The following is a 22457-nucleotide window of genomic DNA, read 5'->3' on the forward strand; positions in this document are numbered from 1 at the left end:
CACTCTAAAGAGAGTTATTAATTATGTTTAAATTCGAAGCTGAAGTACGTACAGAAAAGGGTAAAGGTGCGAGCCGCCGCCTACGTCATCAGAAAAAATTCCCTGCGATTGTTTACGGTGGCAACCAAGAGCCTGTATCTATCGCACTGAACCACATGGACTTCATCCGCATCTAATCGCTGTGTCGATAAAGATGGAATGAGATCAGGCGTCCTCAGGGGCGCCTTTTTTGTGTTTAAACATTATAAGTAGCACGCTTTGCGTACCAAGCACTCCGGCCGAAGTATTCGCTGGGATGTTAGCTGTCATCAAACAGCGAAGGCTGATGTGGAAGAGTTTCCGGCTCTAAGGCGGTTTCCTGTGTCTGTTGGCGTTTGGCACGCATAATGCGCAAATAACGCTGGTGGCATAAGCGAACCACATTGCGCTTTTGCTCGTTGGTAAAGTCATACCAATAAAAGCGCTCATCGCGACTGCGAAAGCACCCTTTGCAGTAACCTTTGTTATTGACCTGACAGATGCCTTTGCACGGACTCGGCACCTCGAAGAAATCGAGCTGTTCCACGTCATCCTCCCTGCTGATTCTTTCATTCAAGCGGGTGGCAGACACAATTGCAAGTCGCGCGTTAAAAACTGCCCGAACAAGACAAAGGATCAAGCGTGCTTAGAACAACCCCAATTGCGGTAGCGCCAAGGTGTCGAACTCTTTACCAATAAACGGCAGGATCCCATCAGCAATCGGTTTAAGCTGTTTATCAATATAATGTTGATAATCCATCGGGCTACGCCGATACATACACGGCTCAGGCCCATTAACCGTGATCACATACTCAATCCATCCCCCCCGTTGGTACTGTTCAGGGCGGCCACGTTTTTGATTTTCACTGTCAGCCAGCCGCGCGGCACGCACGTGCGGTGGCACATTTTTCTGATACTCCGCAATCGGGCGTCGTAACCGTTTACGATACACCAGCTCGGCATCACGCTCCCCTTGTTGCGTACAGGCGACCACATCGCGAATAAAAGCATCGACATCATCACCATCAAACACACGTTGATAAAGCTGTTGCTGGAACTGTTGCGCCAATGGTGTCCAATCCGTTCTTACCGTTTCCAACCCTTTAAAGACCAAATGTGACTCACCGGTATCAGGATTAACGATTCGCCCTGCATAACGCTTTTTACTCCCGGTTTCTTGCCCACGAATGGTGGGCATTAAAAAGCGTTGATAATGGGTTTCGTATTCAATTTCCAGCAAGGATTCGAGACCATAGGTTTCCTGCAAGTGCTGAGACCACCACTGATTCACATGGCTAACAAGCTTTCGCCCGATGGCATCGGCGTCCTCACTTGCTTTTTCTCCCCCCAATGACACAAAGGTAGAGTCTGTGTCACCGTAGATCACCTCAAAGCCTTGTGCTTCAATCAACTCACGGGTGGTTTTCATAATCTCATGGCCGCGCATGGTAATCGATGATGCCAAGCGATGATCAAAAAAACGGCACCCCGATGAGCCCAACACGCCATAGAAGGAATTCATGATAATTTTAATTGCCTGCGAAAACGCTTTTTCACCGGCTTTTTTCGCCCGATCACGCGCTTGCCACAACTCATCAATCAATGCCGGTAAGTCGTGCTTTTCTCGATGAAAAACACCGCCTCGAAACCCAGGAACCGTGTCGGCTTCCTGACCGGCCTCTTGTGCTTTTAACCCCTCGATAAGTCCAAGCGGATCAATAAGAAAGGTACGAATAATCGAGGGATACAGCGATTTAAAATCCAACACCAGCACTGAGTGATATAAGCCGGGTTTGGAGTCCATCACATAACCACCAGGGCTCGCGATCCACCCTTCGCTGGCTAGATTAGGCGCGACATAACCGGAACGATGCAAACGCGGTAAAAACAAGTTAGTGAATGCCGCTACCGAGCCGCCCACGCGATCGAGCTCTACCCCGGTTAAGCGCGAGCGCTCGATTAAAAAGTCGAGTAAGTGAGTGTGATCAAAGATTCGGTTTACCAAACGGCAATCTTGTAAATTATAAGTCGCAAGCGCGATTTTATCCTGATGAAACATGCGATTAATCGAGGCCATACGATCATGCTGATCATCAATCGCTTTCCCCTCGCCTAATAACGTTTGTGCAACCGCCTCTAGCGCCCAAGATCGGAACCCATACGTCGCGGTTTTTAGCGCATCAATCCCATCAATCACCACCCGCCCGGCTAAACTGATAAAGCCCGGCTTATTGCTACCACCATCACGCCAAAAAGCGCGTTCCCCGCCGCGACCAAGGCGTAAATCACGCTGGTAGCGTTGCGCGCGTTTAACCAATAGGCGAAAGTCAAAATCAATCACATTCCAGCCCACCACTACGTCGGGATCGTATTGTGCGAACCAACGCTCCAGGGCGACCAATAAAGCCTCTTCGTTATCCACCCACTCTATCCACGCCGGGGCATCGTTCTGAGGCGCACCGACCATGATCACACGACTGTCTTTTTCACTGTCTAACCCCACCGAATAAAGCTGACCTTTTTGTGAACACTCGATATCCAGCGAGACATGATGAAGCGTGGGCGTATAGTCCGCTTGCTTCGCTTTGCCTTGCGTCACTTCTAGGTAGCCCTGACGTTGACGGACCTGACCGGTGAACAACAAGCTGCCACAAATATAGCGCTCCATCAGATAACGATCGGCCAAGCGTAAATCCCCTTCATAAAGCGCAATAGCGGCCCCCGTTATCACCTTCTGGCCTTCTCGGGCACGTTTAACACTGGTGAAATAACAGGCTGCAACAGGCGTATGTTGGAAGGTTGTTAGCGGTACCGGTTTGCAATAGGCATTGGGATCGATAGCAGGTAATAACGCCTCCACCCGCGCTTTTTCTTCCAACGGCACAAAAAACACACTGTGCTGATCGTCAATACAAAGTTTGATCGGGCCTTCTGGCGTGGAAAGCCATAAAACAATAGTTGAGGTATGGCCCCAATCACGCTGCTGGCGCGTGATAACAAACCCTTGCTGCATATAGGGCGCAGTCGATGAAGTCACAGGCGTTATCGATATGGATCGTATGAATGATATGGACAGTGTAACAAACGTGGCTAATCACTGTATAGATAAACAGTTTCGGCCCTCTTTTTACACATGTGACAGCCAAACAACGTGCTCCGCCGAGACGCCCATTATAATCTCGCCTTTGTTGTCGCTTGCGGACGCGATACAATGCGCGTTTGTTCGTTATCGGGAAGTATGAATGTCAGATCCGAAAAGCAAAGCGCTCAAAAAAATTGCTAAATGTCTAGAGCTCAGCAATTCCGCCAATGTCAACGAGGCGGCGCAAGCGATTAAAATGGCCGAGCGGCTGATGCGGAAGCATGGTCTCGATCAGGACGACATTGACTTCATCAGTATGGGTAAAACGCGCTCTGAGAAGCTGTTGCCAGCGTCTATTAACCAATCGATCTTAAAAATTATCCGCGGCATCAATAATCGCTTTGGTGTCGAGTGCGTATTGGTCAACCACAAAGGGCTCAAGCAAGCTGAATTTATCGGTGATGCCGACCGGGCTATTTTCGCGGCGTTTGCATTTGATGTGGTGTATCGCGATATGAATGAACATATTGGCCAGTTCCGTAACAGCTTCGCAGGCTCAGGCACCAGCACCCAACAAGTCACCCGCCGTGTTCAGTCCTTCACGACGGGCTGGCTTGAGGGGGCACTCGACAAATTGCCACAGCTTGATGCCCGAGACAGCGACGATAAGATCAAAAGCTATATTGATAAAGAGTTCGCCAACATTGACCGAGAGACATTTAAGCAGCAACTCAAAGACGCCATGGCGGCAATGACCGATGACTACGAACGTGGCATGAAAAAGGGTCGCGAAATTTCAGTTAGTCGCCCTGTGAGCGGTCAAGGCCCACAAAAGCGCCTAACAGGTAACACAAAATCATAACCACAACCCTGTAATAACCAACGCCCCTTTAATACTCTCTCATCACGTGAAAACGGCCGGCGATTTGTCCGGCCTCTTTCAGTATTTTCTCACCAATAAGACACTTGTGTTAAACACGTCAAATCATGGTCAAATCGCTTGTCGCCTATTGTGTTACACGTCTCTCAGGTCTAGCCTAGGATCCATGTCACATTATCTATGTTCCGTCTGCCCGACTCGCTGGCAGTTGCGATCGTATGGTCTAAAGTGACTTAATAACAAGCATTCACAATGCGTAAAGTAAGATACTTCATATCCTTAATTAGGAGAGTGGCATGAAAAAAGTCGTGACAGGTCTCGGCCTCTTATTGGCCGTCGCACCCGCAGCTTATGCACAGCAAGACAGTGGTCTTTACATGGGGGGTCGTATTGGGCCGTCTTTTTTAGAAGATAGCTGTGTGTCTGACACCGACTGTGGTGATCAAGAGCTCGGGGCAGGTATTATTACTGGTTATGATTTCAATGACTGGTTTGCGCTTGAAGGCACCTATGATTATTTAGGTCGCTTTGACACTGAATTCGATACCTCTGGTAAAGTATCGGGCGATCTCACCGCGCTAACACTTGCCCCCAAATTGTCGTATCACGTTAAGCCCGATACCGCACTGTACGGGAAAGTGGGCGGCGCGATATGGAACTTTAACAGCAATGCCGGTGATCGCGACGATGTGTCGTTGATGGGCGCGATCGGTGTTGATCACCAAGCCACCGATAAACTCAACCTTCGCCTAGAATATCAACACATCAATGATATGGATGATGGCTATTTCTCAAGCGTTGATAATAACTTTGTTACCGTCGGGATGACCTATCACTTTGGCCGTACCGCCAGTGAGCCAATGACTGAAGCAATGGTTGAAGAGCCAGTTATGGCAGAGCCAGAGCCGATTGCCGAGCCGCAATCAATTGTGATCTCAGAGGCCGGCCAAACCGAAATGTTCGGCTTTGATAAAGCAACGTTATCTGAGCAAGCAGTCGCCTCCTTGCAGCCATTAGTTGACCGGTTGCTTAAGCATGAAGAAGCCACAGCGACGATTGTGGGTCATACTGACAGCCAAGGGCCTGCCGCTTATAACCAAACATTCTCTGAAGTGCGTGCACAAGCCGTTGCGGAAGTCTTCTTAGATGCGGGCATTGCGGCTGAGCGCTTAACTGTGATGGGCAAAGGCGAGTCCGCGCCAACCGCCAGTAACGAGACTGCCGACGGTCGTGCGAAAAACCGCCGCGTGGAAGTCACTTCGCCAGAGTTCGTTTATGTGGAAGTGAATTAATCACATCAACGATCGCATCATATAGATATATAAATACGCAAAGGCCACCGCATTGTCGGTGGCCTTTTCTTGTCATGAACAATCAATGACTGATTAGCTGCGCGCGGCAAAACCTGTCAAGTGCGTCTGCATCAACCGATCAATGTCGATTCTATCTTGATCGCTGACTCCGGCGACCCGTGGGTATCTGGGCTCAGCGCGATCGTTATGATAAGCGCCTTCCCATCCCTGAGTGGTGGTTAAAAACGCGCGGGCAAAATCCGCTGAGTAGCGTAAACAGCCTGCCATGACCGTATCGACATAGGATTGGGCAATCGGCTTGTCTACGTCTGGGGGACGCTGCGTATCGGCAACATACACGTACACGGGGCCATCAAGCGTCACGTCTTCGGGCAGAGTGATGTTTGATTCAGCTAACTGTAACCGCTGATAGCCTGCCTCTCGGCGATCAAAGTCGGGCAATGACTGTGGATCGATGCTGACCAGCACCCCATTACATTGACCTTCACCTTGTAACACCACCAAAGGCGAAATAAACGCCTCACTGACATTGCTCCAATGACGACTTAGCCCGGTCACGGTAACCGGGCACGTCCATCCAGATTCACCGGTCAGCGCCCGTGACGCCGGATTCATTAAACTCCCGTACCCAAATAGATACATGACGTTGCAAACTCCTTTATTGCATAACCTGACAGAACGGTAGTGGCTGCCTTGCTTTTTTCATACAAATTGCCAGAATATCCGGCAATGTTGTTAACAAGGAAGTCATCATGGAACCACTCAATAAGCTCGAAGCCCACTTCAAACGGCTGTCACATTTTCAGCACCTTGCCGCAATCTGCGGTTGGGATCAAGCCACCATGATGCCAGATGGAGGGAATCAAGCCCGTGCCGACGCGATGGCAGAGCTCGCGCTTTATTGCCATCAACAAAGCACCCAACCTGAGCTTAGTGACTGGTTCGCAGAGCTGGACGATAAATTGGAGCAACTGACACCGACGCAAAAAGCGAGCGTGGCAGAGATGAAKCGCGAGTGGCAGCAGGCCAGCGTATTGCCTGACACCCTGGTCAAAGCCAAATCTTTAGCGGGTGCCAAATGCGAGCATGCTTGGCGCCAACAACGTCAAGAYAACGATTGGGCAGGCTTTGCCAAAAATTTAAAAGAAGTGGTGGCCTTGGCGCGCGAAGAAGCCCATATTCGTGCGGACCAAAAAGGTTGTGCGCCTTACGATGCCCTGCTCGAYCTCTACGAGCCAGGAATGACCGCTGATCGTGTCGATGARGTATTTGGTGCGCTTAAAGCATGGCTACCGGAGACCATCCAGGCGGTAGTCGACAAGCAAGCGCAACAGCCACCCCTTATGCCCAAAGGGCCATTTACCCAAGCACAACAAAAAGCCTTAGGTGAGCAGGTGATGCAGCAGTTGGGCTTTAACTTTGCACAGGGTCGTCTGGATGTCAGCACCCATCCATTTTGTGGCGGCGTRCCCACTGATGTGCGCATTACCACCCGCTACGACGAGCAAGATTTTACCTCGGCATTAATGGGCGTGATCCACGAAACCGGCCATGCGCGCTATGAACAAGGGTTGCCTAAGGACCTGGCAGGCTTACCMGTGGGCCAAGCGCGCTCGATGGGCGTGCACGAAAGCCAAAGCCTGTTTTTTGAAATGCAGCTGGCCCGCAGTGAAGCATTTGCCACCTTGATTTGTCAGCGTGCTAAATCTGCCTTTAACCGCCAAAACGATCCCGCCTTTCATGTCGAGAATTTCCACCGCGTGTTAACTCAAGTCGCGCCCGGTTATATTCGTGTCGATGCCGACGAGGTCACCTATCCGGCACACATCATGCTGCGCTATGACATCGAGCGCGATCTGATCAGTGGCAACATGGAAGTTGATCATATTCCTGAGCGTTGGGACAACGCCATGCAGCAATACCTTGGCCTCAGCACCGCCGGCAACTATAAAAACGGCTGCATGCAAGACATTCACTGGACCGATGGCAGCTTTGGCTACTTCCCCACCTATACCTTGGGTGCTCTGTATGCCGCGCAATTGATGCAAGCAATGCGCCAGCAAATGGATGTGGATGGCATTATCGCCAGCGGCAATGTCTCACCGATTTTTGACTGGTTGTCTCAACATATCTGGCAACGCGCCAGCACCACCTCAACCGACAACATACTCAAGGATGCTACCGGCGAAATCCTCAACCCCGCCCACTTCCGCGAGTATATTCAAGGGCGGTATTTATAATCCGTGCCCCCAAGGCCAGCGATATTGGCCTTGGTTTTTCAGGTTAATCTGTTAATTCCATCACACTTCTGTACAATGCGCGCTCAGTCATATTTATCTTTACACCCTCTCGCTTGGCCGTGAGTCAGATGCTTTGTTGGCATGACYACACGCCCTGGTTGAGCACATTCGCTAGGAACGTCTTTTGATTTCAATCGCCAATATCACCATGCAGTTTGGTGCCGAGCCGCTATTCGAAAACATCTCTGCCAAATTTGGTAACGGTAACCGCTACGGATTGATCGGAGCCAACGGCTGTGGCAAATCCACCTTGATGAAAATCATGAGTGGCGCGCTCACGCCTACCGCAGGCAATGTGTCCATCACGCCAGGACAAACCTTGGGCGAGCTTAGCCAAGATCAATTTGCCTATGAGCAATACTCAGTGATTGATGCGGTGATGATGGGCGATCGCAAGCTGTGGGAAATCAAACAAGAGCGTGAGCGCATTTATTCTTTGCCGGAAATGAGCGAAGAAGATGGCATGGCCGTCGCAGAGCTAGAAAGCCAGTTCGCGGAAATGGACGGTTATACCGCCGAGAGCCGTGCTGGCGATATTCTGCTGCAAGCGGGGATTGAAGAAGAGCTGCACTTTGGCCTGATGTCGCAAGTGGCACCGGGTTGGAAATTACGGGTGCTGCTTGCCCAGGCTTTGTTTGCGAATCCTGATATTTTGCTGTTGGATGAACCGACCAACAACTTGGATATTCATACCATCAACTGGTTGGCCGGTGAGCTGCAACAGCGCCAGTGCACCATGATTATCATTTCTCACGATCGTCACTTCTTGAACGCCACGTGCACCCACATGGCCGATATCGACTTTGGCGAGCTGCGTGTCTACCCAGGCAACTACGATGACTTTGTCGCCGCMTCTAGCTTGGCTCGCGAGCAATTGCTGTCGAGTAACGCCAAGAAAGAAGCCGAGCTCAGTGAACTGCAAGACTTCGTAAATCGCTTTGGTGCCAATGCCTCTAAAGCTAAGCAAGCCAGTTCACGCGCCAAACGCATGRAAAAGATCCAGCTTGATGAAGTCAAAGCATCCAGTCGCGTGCACCCTTACATTCAATTTACCGAAAGCAAAAAACTCCACCGTCAAGCGGTCGAATTACGCGAGGTTGGCCATACCTTTGACGAGACACCTTTATTTAAAAACGGTCACTTTTTACTTGAAGCCGGATCGCGCTTGGCGATCATTGGCGAAAATGGTGTGGGTAAAACCACCCTGTTGCGTTGTTTAGTGGGCGAGCTTGCGCAAAGCGAAGGCACAATTAAATGGTCAGAAAACGCCGCAATTGGTTACTGTGCACAAGATAACAGTGCCGAGTTTGATAACGATCTCACCGTGTTTGAGTGGATGTCGCAATGGCGTACGGCCAAGCATGATGATTTGATTGTTCGTGGCATTTTGGGTCGCTTGTTGTTCTCAGCAGATGATGTGAACAAAAAAGCGAAAAGCTGCTCAGGGGGCGAGAAAAACCGCCTGATGTTCGGCAAGCTGATGATGCAAGATATCAATGTGATTGTGATGGACGAGCCGACCAACCACATGGATATGGAAGCCATCGAATCACTCAATAAAGGCCTAGAGCAATTCCCAGGCACCTTGATTTTTGTCAGCCACGACCGTGAATTTGTTTCCTCATTGGCGACCGATATCATTGAGATCAAAGACCAGCAATTGATCCACTTTAACGGCAGTTACGATGAGTACCTCGCCCACTTAGAAAAAGTACGTGCGGTGGCTTGATCATAAGACTGAGCCTGAATTTGCCGCTGATTGGCTTTCATTCAGCGGCAAGTCCCGCTATACCTAGAGTAACGTGCTTATTCTTTATAACGAGCGAGGGATCATGAAATACGCGGCCACACTGTTAACGCTTTCCAGTCTTCTTCTTACCACACCGAGCTATGCCCTTTTCGGCCAAGGCGATAAAACCACTGATGTGATGACGCAAATGGCAACCCAATTTGCCGGTGATGAGATGAGCCAATCTCCGCTCGTTAAATCGATCACTGAACAAGTGGATGTGAGCCCAGATCAAGCAACAGGTGGCGCCGGGGCCTTACTCGCCATGGCAGCGAATGACCTCACCGGCAGCGATCAACAAGAGCTTGCAAGTTTAAGCCCTGATTTATCGTCGCTTTCGTCATTACTCGGAGACAATGCGAGCGCGGGTGGCATCGGTTCAATGGGTGATGTGTATCGTGCAGCAGAAAAACTTGGTATCGACGCGGCCACGTTAAAGCAGTTTGTGCCGGTTGTGSTCGACTATTTGGGTCAACAAGGCGCGAGCGATGGATTGCTAAGCTCGCTAACCCAACTTTGGCCATAGCGCGACGCTACCAAACACCGATTAAATCACTCCGTCGCCGCATGCCTCGGCAGTTTAAACAACGACAACGCGCGGCAACCGCTGACGCGCGTTTATTTATCGAATCATCAAGCAAAGCGCACCGAGACGCGTTATCATAGTCGCCCTGTTGTTTAAGTTTGTATGATTATGCCTGCCTTCTCTTTCTCTGCGATCCCAGTTGGGATCCGCTTTATGCTTCTGTCTGCGCTTGGCTTTGCCTTGATGTCCGCCTGTGTGAAATACGTGGCTGTCAATGGTATCCCAGTATTTGAGATTGTCGCCGCCCGAGCACTGGTGTCGCTCATCATCAGCTACACCGATGTGAAACGTAAAGGCCTGTCGGTATGGGGTAACAATAAGCAACTCCTGTTGCTGCGTGGTGTACTCGGTACAGCCGCGCTGATGTGTGTGTATTATGCGGTCACGACTTTACCCTTAGCCGAAGCCACTGTTTTGCAATACACTCACCCGGTGTTTACTGCTGTGCTTGGGTTGGTGTTACTCAAAGAGCGATTACAAGGCGCCACGTTGGTGTGTATTGCGCTTTGTTTAATCGGGCTTTACGTGATGGTGCAACCTAACCTTAACGGTAATATTGCGGAGGCCTTGCCCACGTTTAGCGTGATTATTGCGCTTCTGGGGGCATTAGGCAGCTCAATGGCTTATGTGATTGTGCGTAAACTCAGCCGCACCGAAGACAGCTCGGTAATTATTTTGTACTTTCCCATGGTTGCCCTACCCGTCGCGACCGTGCTGATGTGGCCACAGTTCGTGATGCCAAGTTTATCGCTCACATTGCTATTGGTTTTAGTCGGTGTATTTACCCAGGTTGGCCAGTATGGACTCACCAAAGCCATGCAAACCCAACAAGCCGGTGAAGCGTCTGCTTATGCCTATATACAAATTGTGTTCTCAACCTTGCTTGGGGTATGGATCTTTAATGAAGTGCCCTCAATTTGGACCTATCTCGGTGGTGGGTTAATTGTGGCAGGCGCATTATTCAATGCAGTTGGCCATCGCATCTTTCGGCGACGTATCGTATAACACTCGCACATTCAAAGGTTTAATACGAGCAAAACTGGCCTCATTTGAGGCCAGTTTTGGTTTGCTGATCAGGCAACTTGATCTATTTCTGTGCGAGTTTCTGTGAGTCCGTTCAACGTAAAGCTCATATTTTGCTCCAAGGTATGAAGCCAAGCATAACGTTTAGTATACAAGCGTCGTTTACTGCTGCTCAATTGAGTGACATCTTTACGCAACGGCTGCATCGCTAAAGTAAAAAAGTACCGATCTTGTGGTGTGCCATCATATTCACGCCAGAGCGCATCATAATCAAAGGTAACGACATTTCGCTTGGAGGTGACATAACGAATCGCTTTATAAATATGGCCTTTATTAGACACCGCATAACAGCGCTCGGCTCCCATGATCCGCCCTAGCATCAGCACTAACTCTAACATCAAGGCTTTTGTGCGCAAGCCGTGAGCGGTTTTCGTTAATATTTTAATGATCTGCTGGCGTTCAGACACACTGTCGCTTGGGCCTTGCAGCGCACCAATATACAGATCACGCCCACCACGGTTAAAGTGGAACGAAATACTATACACGCCTTGCTTGCTCTCCACGTCATACAACGACAGACCCAATGCTCCTTCGCGAATCGCACCACGATAGAAACGCACGCCATAGCTGCGGCCATTATTGGCGGTAAAGCTGGCAAGCGGCAGCCCCGTGACAGAGAAAATAGTGCTGCAATGAGGACCAAAGGTATTCGCCATAAAACGATAATGGTCATGCAACATTTCAACCCGCTCCAGCATGGTTAGCGACACATTCAGATACGGTTTGAGCGGCTTGGTGATCACTTCTGGATAGTCAGCCAATACAGGTTCCAAATGCGGCTCGTCAAACACCCCAACCATTCGCTCCATAATATTCGAAAATGCAAAGCCCAACGCATAAAAGCGCCAGTTCTTGCTCACCACTCGCCATCCTTTGCTGTTCGGGTAAATTTTGTCAGCCCAGTTCACAAGGCTAGTAAGGTGTTGTTTACGGATATTCATCACAGCCAAACCCAGTTCATTGTGTCGCATAAAACGCGTTAAAGAAGGCTGACTATAATCACCAAGTAGAAAAAAGGCTGTCGTGAGAATGTACGAGTGTGTCAGTGTTTGTCGGTAGATCTCGTTGCAATGAGAGAACGTATGAGCGTTTGGACAAAACCGGATTACTCACTCGAGCAATCCGGTTAACAGTCATCGCCTGTCAATTAGGTACGAATATCCTGAATAGCACCGTTCAATGCGTCAACGTTATCTTTTAAATCAGACACAATCGGGCCCAGTTGATCAATCGCTTCATGCATATCGCTTGATAAGGTTTTTATGTTTGATAAATTGCTCGAGATTTCATCACTGACAGAAAGCTGTTCTTCCGTGGCCGATGCAATCGATGAATTCAGTCGATGGATTTCTATCGCAGATTCTTTGATCGTGCCAAGCGATTCGTTTGCGGTGGTCATATTGTCACGTGTCGATGCAATCTTATCTGCGTTAACACGAATAGTCTGTGTTGATTGTTCCGCCTTACCTTGCAAACCACCGATCATTTCTTCAATCTCTCCAGCAGATTTTTGTGTCCGTTGCGCTAAAGATCTCACCTCGTCGGCCACAACCGCAAAGCCACGACCTTGATCGCCTGCTCGCGCCGCTTCGATGGCTGCGTTTAGCGCTAAGAGGTTGGTTTGCTCTGCAATGCCTTTAATCACATCAAGTACATTACCTACATTAGTGGATTCATCGGCAAGCTCTTGGATCACCTCCGATGTCTTTTTGAATTCAGTTTCTAAACTGCCAAACTCGACCATGGTTTTATCGAACACATCTTTACTAGTGGTAGTTTCTTTCTCAGTACTACCTGCGTACTTTTCTGCCATGGAGGTGTTCTCCGCCACCGTGGCAAGGGCGGAGGTCATTTCTTCCATGGCCGTAGCACCCATCTCGAGCTCTTGGTTTTGCTGGTTAGATATTTTGGCATTTTTACTGGTAATATCGTCCAAACTATCCGTAATCTGAGCGATCATATGATTAACGTCATTAATTTTATTAATCGTCGATGAGTAACTTCCGATAACTTTATTAACAGTATTACCAATGGTTCCAATTTCATTCTTTTTACTATCGTCGACTCGCAATGTAAGATCTGAATTATCATCTACTTTTTTTAGCGTGGATGCCATCCTATCGATTGGATTAACAACCGTTCGTTTCGTGATGATGTATCCCAAAATCGCAATTACGATCACCACTGCTAACGAGATATTGCCGATGAGCACCGTTTTTTTGACACTAGATGCTGCCTCGTTAAACTGTGCATCCGTTCGCTGTTCCAGCGCAATAAAAAAGCTTTCGATGGGTTTCATTATTTTTGCTTTTTCTTGGTGATACTGCGAGCTATGCAATAGCTCAATCGCCATTTGTTTGTCGGGCTCTCCTCGAACGGTATAATTACCGCTGCTGTCCGGATATAGTCCTTTAACCGCGTTCATGGCTTTGACTTCCATATTCACCAGCCCATCAGAATTGGCCTGAGCCTTTTTGAGTAAGCCAAACTCTTTCTCGGTAAAGCCTAAATCTCTCATCCGTTGATTTAACGAAATAGCTTGGCCATCTGGTTTAGGTTTTTGACCATGTTCTAACACTAAGTCCCAGTAGATCGTATGATAGTTAACAGGCCGAGGTTTCTCACCGTTACGAATGGCTAGAATATCGTTATACATTTTTTCATACTTTTCATTGCCGGTAACTGTGTAAGTTCTGCCCAGACGCGTTAAGTCATCAGAGCTTTGTCTTAATTCATCGGCCATTTGATACGATTCATATCGCACCTGAGCCATTTCATCGACTTTATTCATCAAGCCATTAAGCTGAATGATCGAAAAAAAACTCACCACAATGCCTGCACCAATAATAAAAAACACTAATTTCATGGTGTTATTGATGTTCATACCCATTCCTACCGCCTCTATCACATTTATATCTACTTAAAATTGTTCAATTTCAGCGTAGGACAGAATCATTTCATCGACTTTGAAAAATAAAAGAAAAAGAAAAAAACCTCAAGCATCTGATTAATATAAAATTAAAGCATGATCTTCGTTGTCACAGGCCTTGTTCTATCCCTGATATTGTTGAAAGCGTGCAACATCTCATAAAAATGTAACCCACTRATATTAACAATCCAAAAGCATGACGCTAGTCACTCTATGTAGTGCTCATTTCCCTTAAGGTTCGCCTAACTTTTTAAACAGGTACTCTCTGATGAAAAAAAACGCACTCGCTAGTCTGATCATGCTCTCACTCTCGTTCCCCACTCTTGCCGCTGATGGGGATATGCATAATGTCACTATCCTTGGCACATCAGATTTACATGGCCATTTCATGCCATGGGATTACGCGGCAGACAAACTCAATATGCGTGGCAGTTTGAGCCAGATCGCGACCAAGGTAGCGGATATTCGTAGCACCAACAAAAACGTCATCATGGTCGATGCGGGTGACACCATTCAAGGTAACTTTGTCGAGACGTTTAAGGATGAAGCGACAAGTCCAATGATGCTTGGTTTTAACCAAATGGATTATGATGTATGGGTCATGGGTAACCACGAGTTTGATTTTGGCTTGGATGTTTTGCAGCGCTCGCTCGATCAATTTGAGGGACAATCACTCGGCGGCAATATTAAACGACCTGACGGCAACCCTTTTTTACCCGCTCATACCATCATCGAGCKAAATGGCATCAAAGTGGGTGTAATTGGTATGGATACACCGATGACACAAGTCTTTGCCGAAGGCACCGGGCGACTCGAAGGCGTGACCTTTACCAACCCTTCACTGGAAGTTAAAAAAGTGGTCGAGACACTCAAAAATGATGTCGACGCTCTTATCTTAGTCGCCCACATGGGCCTGGATAATGAAAACGACATTGCGAATACCGGGGTCACAGATATTGCCAATGCCAATCCAGAACTTGATGCGATTGTCGCCGGCCATATGCATACTCGCATTGATAAAGCAGTTGTTAATGGTGTGATCGTGACTGAGCCGGATAAATACGGTCGTGCTCTATCTCGTATTGATCTCTCGTTTGAGGAAAAAAACGGTCAATACACATTGGTTAACAAAGATAGTTTTACTTATAAAATTAAAGGCACAGCGTCAGATCCAGAAATGGAAACCTTGTACCAGCCTTACCACCAACGCCTTCGTGCGATGGCAAACCGCGAAGTCGCGGAATTAAGAGGGGTGGATTTGGTCCCCCAGAATGAAATCCGAGGGATCCCGCAAGTTCACATTCAAGATACTGGCATTAGTGCACTGTTCCAAGAAGCCAGTTTTTTCTATGCACCAAAAGCCAACGTGATTGCTCTGCAAATTGATAATGACAATGCCGAGCTAAACGTCGGTCCGATTAAAGCAAAAGATATCGCCTATAACTATCAATATGCTGGCGGCGAAATTACTGTCTATCAAATGACCGGGGCAGATCTACGCAAATATATGGAATGGTCCGCTGACTATTTCAACTCAGTCAAACCGGGTGATGTCACCTATAGCTTTAACCCTGAACGTCGCGCATCGAAATACTCAACCAATGACTTTTTTGCGGGAGTCACCTATACCATTGATCTTACTCAACCGGCAGGAAAACGCATAACAGATTTAGCCTTTGCTGATGGACAGCCAATTACCGATACAACCGAGATAAACCTCGGGATGAATAGTTATCGAATGGGGCACCTGACCAAAGCAGGTGGCGCGTTAGAAGGAAAAGATTTTCCGGTGCTGTTCGACTCAGAACAAGCTTATGGTGAAGAAGAAGGTACCATCAGAAATATGACTATTCGCTATCTAACAGAGGAAAAAGGTGGCGTTTATACCGGCAAACCTATGGCTCGCTGGCAGTTAAAAGGTCTAGATATTGACACTAACACACGCAATATCATTAAAGATTTGGTCAACAGCAAGCAAATTGATGTACCAAGTAGCGACGACGGGCGTTATACCAACGTTGCTGCGATCAACGTAAAAGGCTTACGTTTTAACACCAAAGAAGAAAAAGCCGAAGCACTGGCCGTTCGTGAAGCAAAACTCGCTACGGCAACAGGCACAGAGAAAGAAAACCTTGAACGAGAAATCGTCATCATCAACGCGCTGAACTAGGCTCGCTGGTATAGCTTATGCGGTCGGTAACACCCCGGCCGCATACCCCCCTGCCCATGATCAAGAATTATCACGATATAAGCCGTGCGCAGTGCAACTGGCGCAGTGCAACTGGCGCCATCCGACATTGAGGCTAACGATTAACCTCGATCGTGACAGGCGCCCGTTTACAATGTGCACATATCCAACACCGTGCTGGGGCTTGTGTCATCGACGCTACCTGTGCGGCAGTAAACAAGAAAGATCGCAGTCTGCTGTCTGTGTGATTGTTATGCGAATCAGATAACACTAATCGCCCAAGATTACTCGAGATTACTCGGTATGATGAGTGGATTTTGACCCACAGAAACTTATCATATATGATAACAAGAAGTAAAAGATGAACTGGAGCATCGTTTTTTACCAAGGCGTGGAGGAGAGCATTCTCAACATGCCTCCTAAGATTCAAGCGCGAATGCTCAAGCTGCTTGAACTAATAGAAAAACATGGCGCAAACTTGGGTCCTCCTCACACAAAATCAATAGGTAACGGCCTGTTTGAAGTTCGCGCCAAAGCAAAAGAAGGGATCGGACGAAGTCTATTCTGCTATTTAGACGGCCCCAACATCTATATCCTTCATGCATTTGTGAAGAAAAGTCAAAAGACACCAATGAAAGATTTAGCATTGGCAACAAGGCGTATGAAAGAGGTGAAAAGTGAATAGCTTACAAGCATTAAAAGCGAAAGCACTACAAAACCCAGACGTGAAACAAGCATACGATGAATTGGCGCCTGAGTTTGAATTGATCGATATGTTACTCAGCATGCGTAAGCAGGCCGGGCTAACTCAACAGCAGGTTGCAGTACGTATGGGGACGAAAGAAGGCAATATTTCTCGACTTGAAAAAGGGAAAGGTAATCCAACCCTTAAAACCCTGCTTAGCTATGCAAAAGCATGCAACTGCAAGCTTAACTTTGGCTATAAACATGCGTCAAATTGACGTGTATGGTCATTGCTAGTCATACGCTTTTATTGATCTTGAACCATCCCCTACTCCCTCGATGCCACGACACACTAACAATGAACTGACATCAAAAAAAACAATTATTTTCAATGTCTAAACTGCCTGTGCGTAGGTCGGCATAAGCGCCAACTCAATCGTGCAAACTTGGTACGATTTGCGCCGCGCGCAGTGCAACTGGCGCCATCCGACATCGAGGCCAACGATTAACCCCTGATCGTGACAGGCGCCCTTTGACAGTTATCACATATCCAACACCGTGCTGGGGCTTGTGTCTCGGTCGCCAATGGCACCACCGATGTCAAAGTTCGCGTAGGTCGGCATAAGCGCCAACTCGATCGTACAAACTTGGTGTGATTTACGCCGCGCGCCATCCGACATCGTCGTTAAAATTGGCACTGATCGTGACAGGCGCCCGTTAGCAGTTTTCACATACCTAACACTTTGCCGGGGCTTGTGTCACCTACGCCAATGGTACCACCGACGTTAAAGTTCGCGTAGGTCGGCATAAGCGCCAACTCGATCGTACAAACTTGGTATGATTTACGCCGCGCGCCATCCGACATTGAGGCCAACGATTAACCTCGATCGTGGCAGACGGCCAGGTCGTTAATCTTTTCTAAGCTGCCTGTGCGGCAGTGAACCTTGGCTTCCTTGCTCCACTCCTTACTTTTGCTTTCTAAGCTGCCTGTGCGGCAGTGAACCTACAACACGCCACCAGCATGACCAACCGAGATTTCTAAGCTGCCTGTGCGGCAGTGAACTGGCTGTTGATGATTTGCTTGTCGCGCTCAAGTTTCTAAGCTGCCTGTGCGGCAGTGAACTTGAAGTTTCTAGCTACGTCATGATTCTTGATTTTCTAAGCTGCCTGTGCGGCAGTGAACCATTTATTCGTGATCAGTTTGATAAATTCATATTTCTAAGCTGCCTGTGCGGCAGTGAACAGAAACACCACAAATATAATAGGGCTAGGTATTTTCTAAGCTGCCTGTGCGGCAGTGAACAATTTAAAATATAAGCGACGGTATTTTGATGTTTTCTAAGCTGCCTGTGCGGCAGTGAACGGCTAGATATGGCGAGGGCTGGCTAGCATGTGTTTCTAAGCTGCCTGTGCGGCAGTGAACTTTGGCCGCGATTTGGTATTCGCGCGAATAGCTTTCTAAGCTGCCTGTGCGGCAGTGAACAAACAAAGGACACACACCATGACCATTATTGATTTCTAAGCTGCCTGTGCGGCAGTGAACATCGACAAGTAAAAAAATGATTTCCCACTCGGTTTCTAAGCTGCCTGTGCGGCAGTGAACACTCACTCCGACGAGGGCGGCTAACTCCTTTTTTTCTAAGCTGCCTGTGCGGCAGTGAACGTTAGAAGAAAGGCCAAGGCGGATCATCAGGATTTCTAAGCTGCCTGTGCGGCAGTGAACTTAAATAGGCATCAGGCGGTGGCTTTTCGCGGTTTCTAAGCTGCCTGTGCGGCAGTGAACCACCATGGCAATTTCGTTTTCGTAATCAGCGCTTTCTAAGCTGCCTGTGCGGCAGTGAACGGCGTCGGTTTGCTTTTGTGGGCGCTGGCAAATTTCTAAGCTGCCTGTGCGGCAGTGAACTTGAAACCTACAGTCTGCATCAAAACATCGATTTTCTAAGCTGCCTGTGCGGCAGTGAACGGCGTCGGTTTGCTTTTGTGGGCGCTGGCAAATTTCTAAGCTGCCTGTGCGGCAGTGAACCAACCGCTCGATAAAAACGGCGAGGTGCATGTTTTCTAAGCTGCCTGTGCGGCAGTGAACCTAATGACCAAAAAACGCAACGTCGCATAAAATTTCTAAGCTGCCTGTGCGGCAGTGAACTGATTAATACAACTCCTAATTGAAGGGCATCATTTCTAAGCTGCCTGTGCGGCAGTGAACAAGATGCGCTCAGCCTCTGAGCGGCTGATGATTTTCTAAGCTGCCTGTGCGGCAGTGAACAATTTCAAGAGTTCTCGCCTCAGTGTTTCCTTTTTCTAAGCTGCCTGTGCGGCAGTGAACTGCTGGTGGTCTATAGCCTCATAGAGCAGAGCTTTCTAAGCTGCCTATGCGGCAGTGAACACTTAGCGAGCTGCAAAACTCCTAAGTCGCGGTTTCTAAGCTGCCTGTGCGGCAGTGAACTCGCACGACACGTCAACGACACATTCCAGTGCTTTCTAAGCTGCCTGTGCGGCAGTGAACGAGTTTTTTAGTGACATTTTGCATCATCGACTTTTCTAAGCTGCCTGTGCGGCAGTGAACGTAAAGACATTAGCAACTTGTCAGCATCGGCTTTTCTAAGCTGCCTGTGCGGCAGTGAACCCGCTGGTACGTCTGCGGTTGCGGTGCCGCTTTTTCTAAGCTGCCTGTGCGGCAGTGAACGATGGCTCAGGACAAAACCTGACTGGCTTGATTTTCTAAGCTGCCTGTGCGGCAGTGAACAATAGAATAACCTAACAATCGTCAGTAACAACAGGCCGTTAGGATAAAAATGGCCTTTTACCCTTGTTAAAAACGGCCTGCCGTAACCAGCTGTATTTAAAGTTTATTTTTAAAGAGCCCAAAAAGAAGGGGTAAAGAGGGGTTTCCCCCTCAAAAACACGGCACCGCAGATTGCTGATCGGGTTCGCGTCGGCTGAGCCCATAACAGGTGAAGGGTTGGTCCTTGTTTGGCGGCTGTTTGGTTATTTCCCGCTCGATATACAAAGCAAACTCGGTATTTGGCTGCCCTGCTCGTTTTTGGCTCGAAAGGCTGGTCACTTGAATAAAAGGCAGTGACCAGCGTTTGTCGTCCGTTTTAATGTTTTCCAACAAACGACGCTTTACTTCCTCCTCATCGTAACCATTTTTGCTGGCAATCGCGGCCGCGCGCCGATCGAGGTTTTTATACAGTCGCTGCGGCGATTTGTAGTTCCAGCGTTTGAAGTAGGCATAGTCTTGCACTCCGTCTGGCACTGGCTTAACCGCCTTGATATGTACATAATCGGTCAAGCGTGATAGCCATCGTTGAATATTTAACTGCTCAAATTCTTCCTTGGTTTGTGCAAACAAGCGCAACCGATGGCCGAGTGGGAAATCACCTTGGCGATAATCCGGAAACCCCACAGCAATGGCCGATTGATTCGGCCCGATTTTGTTTTCCGCTAAGGCAATGTGCACTTGCTGAAACACCTTGTGCCAGAGAAAATCTGCCGAAATATCGGTGTCGGGCAAYAAGGTGATATCAATGTAATACTGCATTGTGCCTCCTTAYGCGCCAAAMACGCCGCCGCGGATCAGCATCGCCATAATGTAATGCTGCTGTTCGAGCGTTGGGGTTTTGTCTTTTAACATCCATGCATCGAGCAAGTTGTAAAAGTCGTTCTTTTCTTTTGGCTGACGATACGCCGCCCCGCGGTTAGTCACCGAGCCATARGGTTCGATGGCGATCGCGCCSACTTCGTCATAAGCAGGATGCCAAGTATCAATAGTGCGCAGCGCGTTGCCGATTTTTTGTGAGTGCATCGCGGCTTGGCCATCTAATTGATACAAGAATTTACTTTTGTCGCCTTTACCGCCGCCCATTACTAGCTCTTGAGAGGGGTAGACCGCTTGCCCTTCGCCCAGTTGGCAGTAGGCTTCAACATGAATAAGCGCATGCGCTTCTGTTAAGCCATATTGGATCACCTCTGCCAGCGCGGTGACATCTGAGTGCGTGTCAAAATCACGTAAGCTGAATTCATAACTATCAAAGCTAAATTGCTTCTCGCCTGCGGTAACTACAACCTTAACTTGCTCGGCACCGACACGGTTGCGCCACAAAAAACGCCCATTGGCAATGTTGTGTGCGTAACGTTGCGCCAGCTCTTTAAAACCGGTTTCTGATTGATAGTCACGCACTTTATCAGCCAACGCTTGCTGATAGTCCGGGTTGTTACAGGTTGACGGTACATGTAGTCCGCTGAGCACACGCAGTGAGAACGTCACTTTAAGCGTATCGGCATCATGCGGTAGTGCCGCAACATCGACCGTTTGTAGATTCGCTTTAGATACTTCCGCATCTAACTTGGCGGGATCATTGGCAGTGGCCGCTTTTAAGCGGTTAGAGATGGTGCCTCGCACTGATTTTTCGCCCACATGAATGGATTGCCAATCGCCTTTTTCCCAGTTGCCCGCATACATTAGTGCATCCGAAGGCACCAGTTTCGCTTCAAAGGCAAGGACGGAGGGGGTAGTCAGTTTTTTATCAGCCATGATGAAATCTCCTTAATTACAAAAAGTCAGGGTCAAAGTCAGTTTTATCTTCGGTTGTGGGCACAACGTCAGGTTCAATGGGTTCGTCATGCGTTGCTGCCGTCACGCGGGCAAGATACCAAGGGTAATCACCGTGATAACGCCAGCATGCCTCGTCGATATCGGTGAGACGATGTACGCTGCGCCACTCACCTACGCTGTATGCTGCTTCCACAAAGCTTACCGGTACCTCGGGATCGCGGACATTGGCGATCTCACCTGCGGCATAACAAGGGGAAATTGCGCGGTAGCCCGTCATGATCGGCACTAAATATCCAGGCTTGGGTTTGGCCACGCGCTGCCATTGGGCCGGCACGGGTTGGTTGTCGTCGTTAGGTAGGTGTGCATCATCGGCGACAGCTTGGTACGTCAGCATGGCAAACTCACACCACGCATCAAATAAGCTGGCTTGCGCATTATGTTGCAATAGATGTTGATGATGCTGGGCGAGATAATCATGTCGGTCGCAAAGGACAAAGCCCGGCATGAGGCGGCGTAGCGCTTTTTTCTGCATACTTGCATCCGCAAGCAGTTCAATCTCGCCAATGGTTAAGATTTGCCCACCTGCGAGCCGTCGCTGAGGCGCCAAATCTTTCACCTCCGCGATCAACTGTGCAGCGGCGGCTTTATCACCGGAAACCAGTCCCTCAACCTCGATCAGCAAAGAGACTTGCATGTTCATGCGTCCCTCTTCATTGATCGATGCCGTCTCGCCTTTGGCAGTGACCGGATTGCGGGTTAAGGCAAAAACATAGTCGCCCCACCCTGTGGGCTGCCGTGCATGAACATTGTTTTTGTGGCTCACCACGGTCACGCCACCCAAACGCAATCCCATCGCATCAGGGAGTTGACGTGATAGCGCATGGGCAAAACCAAGAAAGTGCGTGATCGCCGGAAAACCATGAGTCAGCCCCRCGATCGCATTCGCGTTTTGCACCTCAATGTGCTTAAGCAATAGATACTGTGCCATTATCGGATCTCCTCAAATTGAGGCGTGTCGCGCTCAAACGCTTTTAGCTGGGTTAGGAACAC

At 48.7% G+C, this 22457-nt stretch carries 17 protein-coding genes, 1 pseudogene and 1 CRISPR repeat array; of the genes and pseudogenes, 10 read left to right on the forward strand and 8 right to left on the reverse strand.

What is annotated here, in order from left to right; all coding sequences use genetic code 11:
• Positions 1–23: 23 nt before the first annotated feature.
• Positions 24–167, forward strand: a pseudogene (locus tag BZG77_RS06010) (50S ribosomal protein L25); the annotation flags it as partial.
• A 131-nt stretch (positions 168–298) separates the two neighbouring features.
• On the opposite strand, the gene BZG77_RS06015 reads toward BZG77_RS06010, so the two are convergent.
• Together BZG77_RS06015 and BZG77_RS06020 are read right to left on the reverse strand one after the other, a co-directional pair.
• On the reverse strand, positions 299–565 hold the full coding sequence (locus BZG77_RS06015) for a DUF1289 domain-containing protein (RefSeq protein ID WP_021023263.1): 267 nt from the start codon (positions 563–565) through the stop codon (positions 299–301).
• Positions 566–664: 99 nt separating this feature from the next.
• Positions 665–3031: a DNA polymerase II gene (locus tag BZG77_RS06020; protein WP_077646572.1), complete on the reverse strand. Its 2367-nt coding sequence runs from the start codon at positions 3029–3031 to the stop codon at positions 665–667.
• 229 nt (positions 3032–3260) lie between these two features.
• Here BZG77_RS06020 and BZG77_RS06025 point away from each other — a divergent pair, with 229 nt between their 5' ends.
• Together BZG77_RS06025 and BZG77_RS06030 are read left to right on the forward strand one after the other, a co-directional pair.
• A complete protein-coding gene (locus BZG77_RS06025) occupies positions 3261–3962 on the forward strand; it encodes a DUF2786 domain-containing protein (RefSeq protein ID WP_077646573.1) in 702 nt (233 codons plus the stop codon).
• Between the two features lie 314 nt (positions 3963–4276).
• Positions 4277–5272, forward strand: coding sequence for an outer membrane beta-barrel protein (locus tag BZG77_RS06030; protein ID WP_077646574.1), 996 nt, complete (start codon positions 4277–4279; stop codon positions 5270–5272).
• A 93-nt stretch (positions 5273–5365) separates the two neighbouring features.
• Here the strand turns inward: BZG77_RS06030 and BZG77_RS06035 are convergent, their stop codons facing one another.
• On the reverse strand, positions 5366–5935 hold the full coding sequence (locus BZG77_RS06035; protein ID WP_077646575.1) for a gamma-glutamylcyclotransferase family protein: 570 nt from the start codon (positions 5933–5935) through the stop codon (positions 5366–5368).
• 110 nt (positions 5936–6045) lie between these two features.
• Between BZG77_RS06035 and BZG77_RS06040 the strand changes: the two genes are divergently transcribed.
• From BZG77_RS06040 to BZG77_RS06055, 4 genes are all read left to right on the forward strand, one after another.
• Complete coding sequence (locus tag BZG77_RS06040; protein ID WP_077646576.1) at positions 6046–7533, forward strand: carboxypeptidase M32; 1488 nt, start codon at positions 6046–6048, stop codon at positions 7531–7533.
• A 184-nt stretch (positions 7534–7717) separates the two neighbouring features.
• A complete protein-coding gene (locus BZG77_RS06045; protein WP_077646577.1) occupies positions 7718–9322 on the forward strand; it encodes an ABC-F family ATPase in 1605 nt (534 codons plus the stop codon).
• 103 nt (positions 9323–9425) lie between these two features.
• Positions 9426–9908, forward strand: coding sequence for a DUF2780 domain-containing protein (locus BZG77_RS06050; RefSeq protein ID WP_077646578.1), 483 nt, complete (start codon positions 9426–9428; stop codon positions 9906–9908).
• 168 nt (positions 9909–10076) lie between these two features.
• Entirely contained in the window at positions 10077–10973 is an 897-nt protein-coding gene (locus BZG77_RS06055; RefSeq protein ID WP_025744670.1) for a DMT family transporter, read from the forward strand.
• A 68-nt stretch (positions 10974–11041) separates the two neighbouring features.
• Here the strand turns inward: BZG77_RS06055 and BZG77_RS06060 are convergent, their stop codons facing one another.
• Complete coding sequence (locus BZG77_RS06060) at positions 11042–12022, reverse strand: VirK/YbjX family protein (RefSeq protein WP_131826137.1); 981 nt, start codon at positions 12020–12022, stop codon at positions 11042–11044.
• A gap of 176 nt (positions 12023–12198) precedes the next feature.
• Entirely contained in the window at positions 12199–13935 is a 1737-nt protein-coding gene (locus BZG77_RS06065) for a methyl-accepting chemotaxis protein (RefSeq protein WP_077646579.1), read from the reverse strand.
• 313 nt (positions 13936–14248) lie between these two features.
• On the opposite strand from BZG77_RS06065, the gene BZG77_RS06070 reads away from it, so the two are divergent.
• The 3 genes from BZG77_RS06070 (at position 14249) to BZG77_RS06080 (ending at position 17130) form a co-directional block, all read left to right on the forward strand.
• On the forward strand, positions 14249–16150 hold the full coding sequence (locus BZG77_RS06070) for a bifunctional metallophosphatase/5'-nucleotidase (protein ID WP_077646580.1): 1902 nt from the start codon (positions 14249–14251) through the stop codon (positions 16148–16150).
• A gap of 379 nt (positions 16151–16529) precedes the next feature.
• Positions 16530–16853, forward strand: a complete 324-nt coding sequence (locus BZG77_RS06075; RefSeq protein ID WP_077460598.1) for a type II toxin-antitoxin system RelE/ParE family toxin — start codon at positions 16530–16532, stop codon at positions 16851–16853.
• Positions 16846–17130: a helix-turn-helix domain-containing protein gene (locus BZG77_RS06080; RefSeq protein WP_077460599.1), complete on the forward strand. Its 285-nt coding sequence runs from the start codon at positions 16846–16848 to the stop codon at positions 17128–17130. Before BZG77_RS06075 ends, BZG77_RS06080 begins: the two co-directional genes overlap by 8 nt.
• 637 nt (positions 17131–17767) lie before the next feature.
• Positions 17768–19595: a CRISPR direct-repeat array (repeat unit 28 nt; unit sequence TTTCTAAGCTGCCTGTGCGGCAGTGAAC).
• Between the two features lie 150 nt (positions 19596–19745).
• Here the strand turns inward: BZG77_RS06080 and cas6f are convergent.
• Genes cas6f through csy2 form a run of 3 tightly spaced genes read right to left on the reverse strand, consistent with a single transcriptional unit; the run spans position 19746 to position 22395 of the window.
• The gene (gene cas6f / locus BZG77_RS06090; protein WP_077646582.1) at positions 19746–20393 is read right to left on the reverse strand and encodes a type I-F CRISPR-associated endoribonuclease Cas6/Csy4; all 648 of its coding nucleotides are present in this window, start codon (positions 20391–20393) and stop codon (positions 19746–19748) included.
• Positions 20394–20402: 9 nt separating this feature from the next.
• Positions 20403–21386 (reverse strand): type I-F CRISPR-associated protein Csy3, encoded by a 984-nt coding sequence (gene csy3 / locus BZG77_RS06095; RefSeq protein ID WP_077646583.1) that lies wholly within the window; start codon positions 21384–21386, stop codon positions 20403–20405.
• A 16-nt stretch (positions 21387–21402) separates the two neighbouring features.
• Positions 21403–22395: a type I-F CRISPR-associated protein Csy2 gene (csy2, locus tag BZG77_RS06100; protein WP_077646584.1), complete on the reverse strand. Its 993-nt coding sequence runs from the start codon at positions 22393–22395 to the stop codon at positions 21403–21405.
• Positions 22396–22457: the final 62 nt, after the last annotated feature.

Origin of the sequence: Salinivibrio sp. IB643, from assembly GCF_001996105.1 — a bacterium.
GTDB lineage: Bacteria > Pseudomonadota > Gammaproteobacteria > Enterobacterales > Vibrionaceae > Salinivibrio > Salinivibrio costicola.

Bases quoted from the DNA above. Each gene is read 5' to 3' on its own strand.
- BZG77_RS06065 (WP_077646579.1), bottom strand. From the start codon at position 13,935: ATGAACATCAATAACACCATGAAATTAGTGTTTTTTATTATTGGTGCA.
- BZG77_RS06030 (WP_077646574.1), top strand. From the start codon at position 4,277: ATGAAAAAAGTCGTGACAGGTCTCGGCCTCTTATTGGCCGTCGCACCC.
- BZG77_RS06060 (WP_131826137.1), bottom strand. From the start codon at position 12,022: ATGCGACACAATGAACTGGGTTTGGCTGTGATGAATATCCGTAAACAA.
- BZG77_RS06055 (WP_025744670.1), top strand. From the start codon at position 10,077: ATGCCTGCCTTCTCTTTCTCTGCGATCCCAGTTGGGATCCGCTTTATG.
- BZG77_RS06025 (WP_077646573.1), top strand. From the start codon at position 3,261: ATGTCAGATCCGAAAAGCAAAGCGCTCAAAAAAATTGCTAAATGTCTA.
- BZG77_RS06075 (WP_077460598.1), top strand. From the start codon at position 16,530: ATGAACTGGAGCATCGTTTTTTACCAAGGCGTGGAGGAGAGCATTCTC.
- BZG77_RS06020 (WP_077646572.1), bottom strand. From the start codon at position 3,031: ATGCAGCAAGGGTTTGTTATCACGCGCCAGCAGCGTGATTGGGGCCAT.
- BZG77_RS06035 (WP_077646575.1), bottom strand. From the start codon at position 5,935: ATGTATCTATTTGGGTACGGGAGTTTAATGAATCCGGCGTCACGGGCG.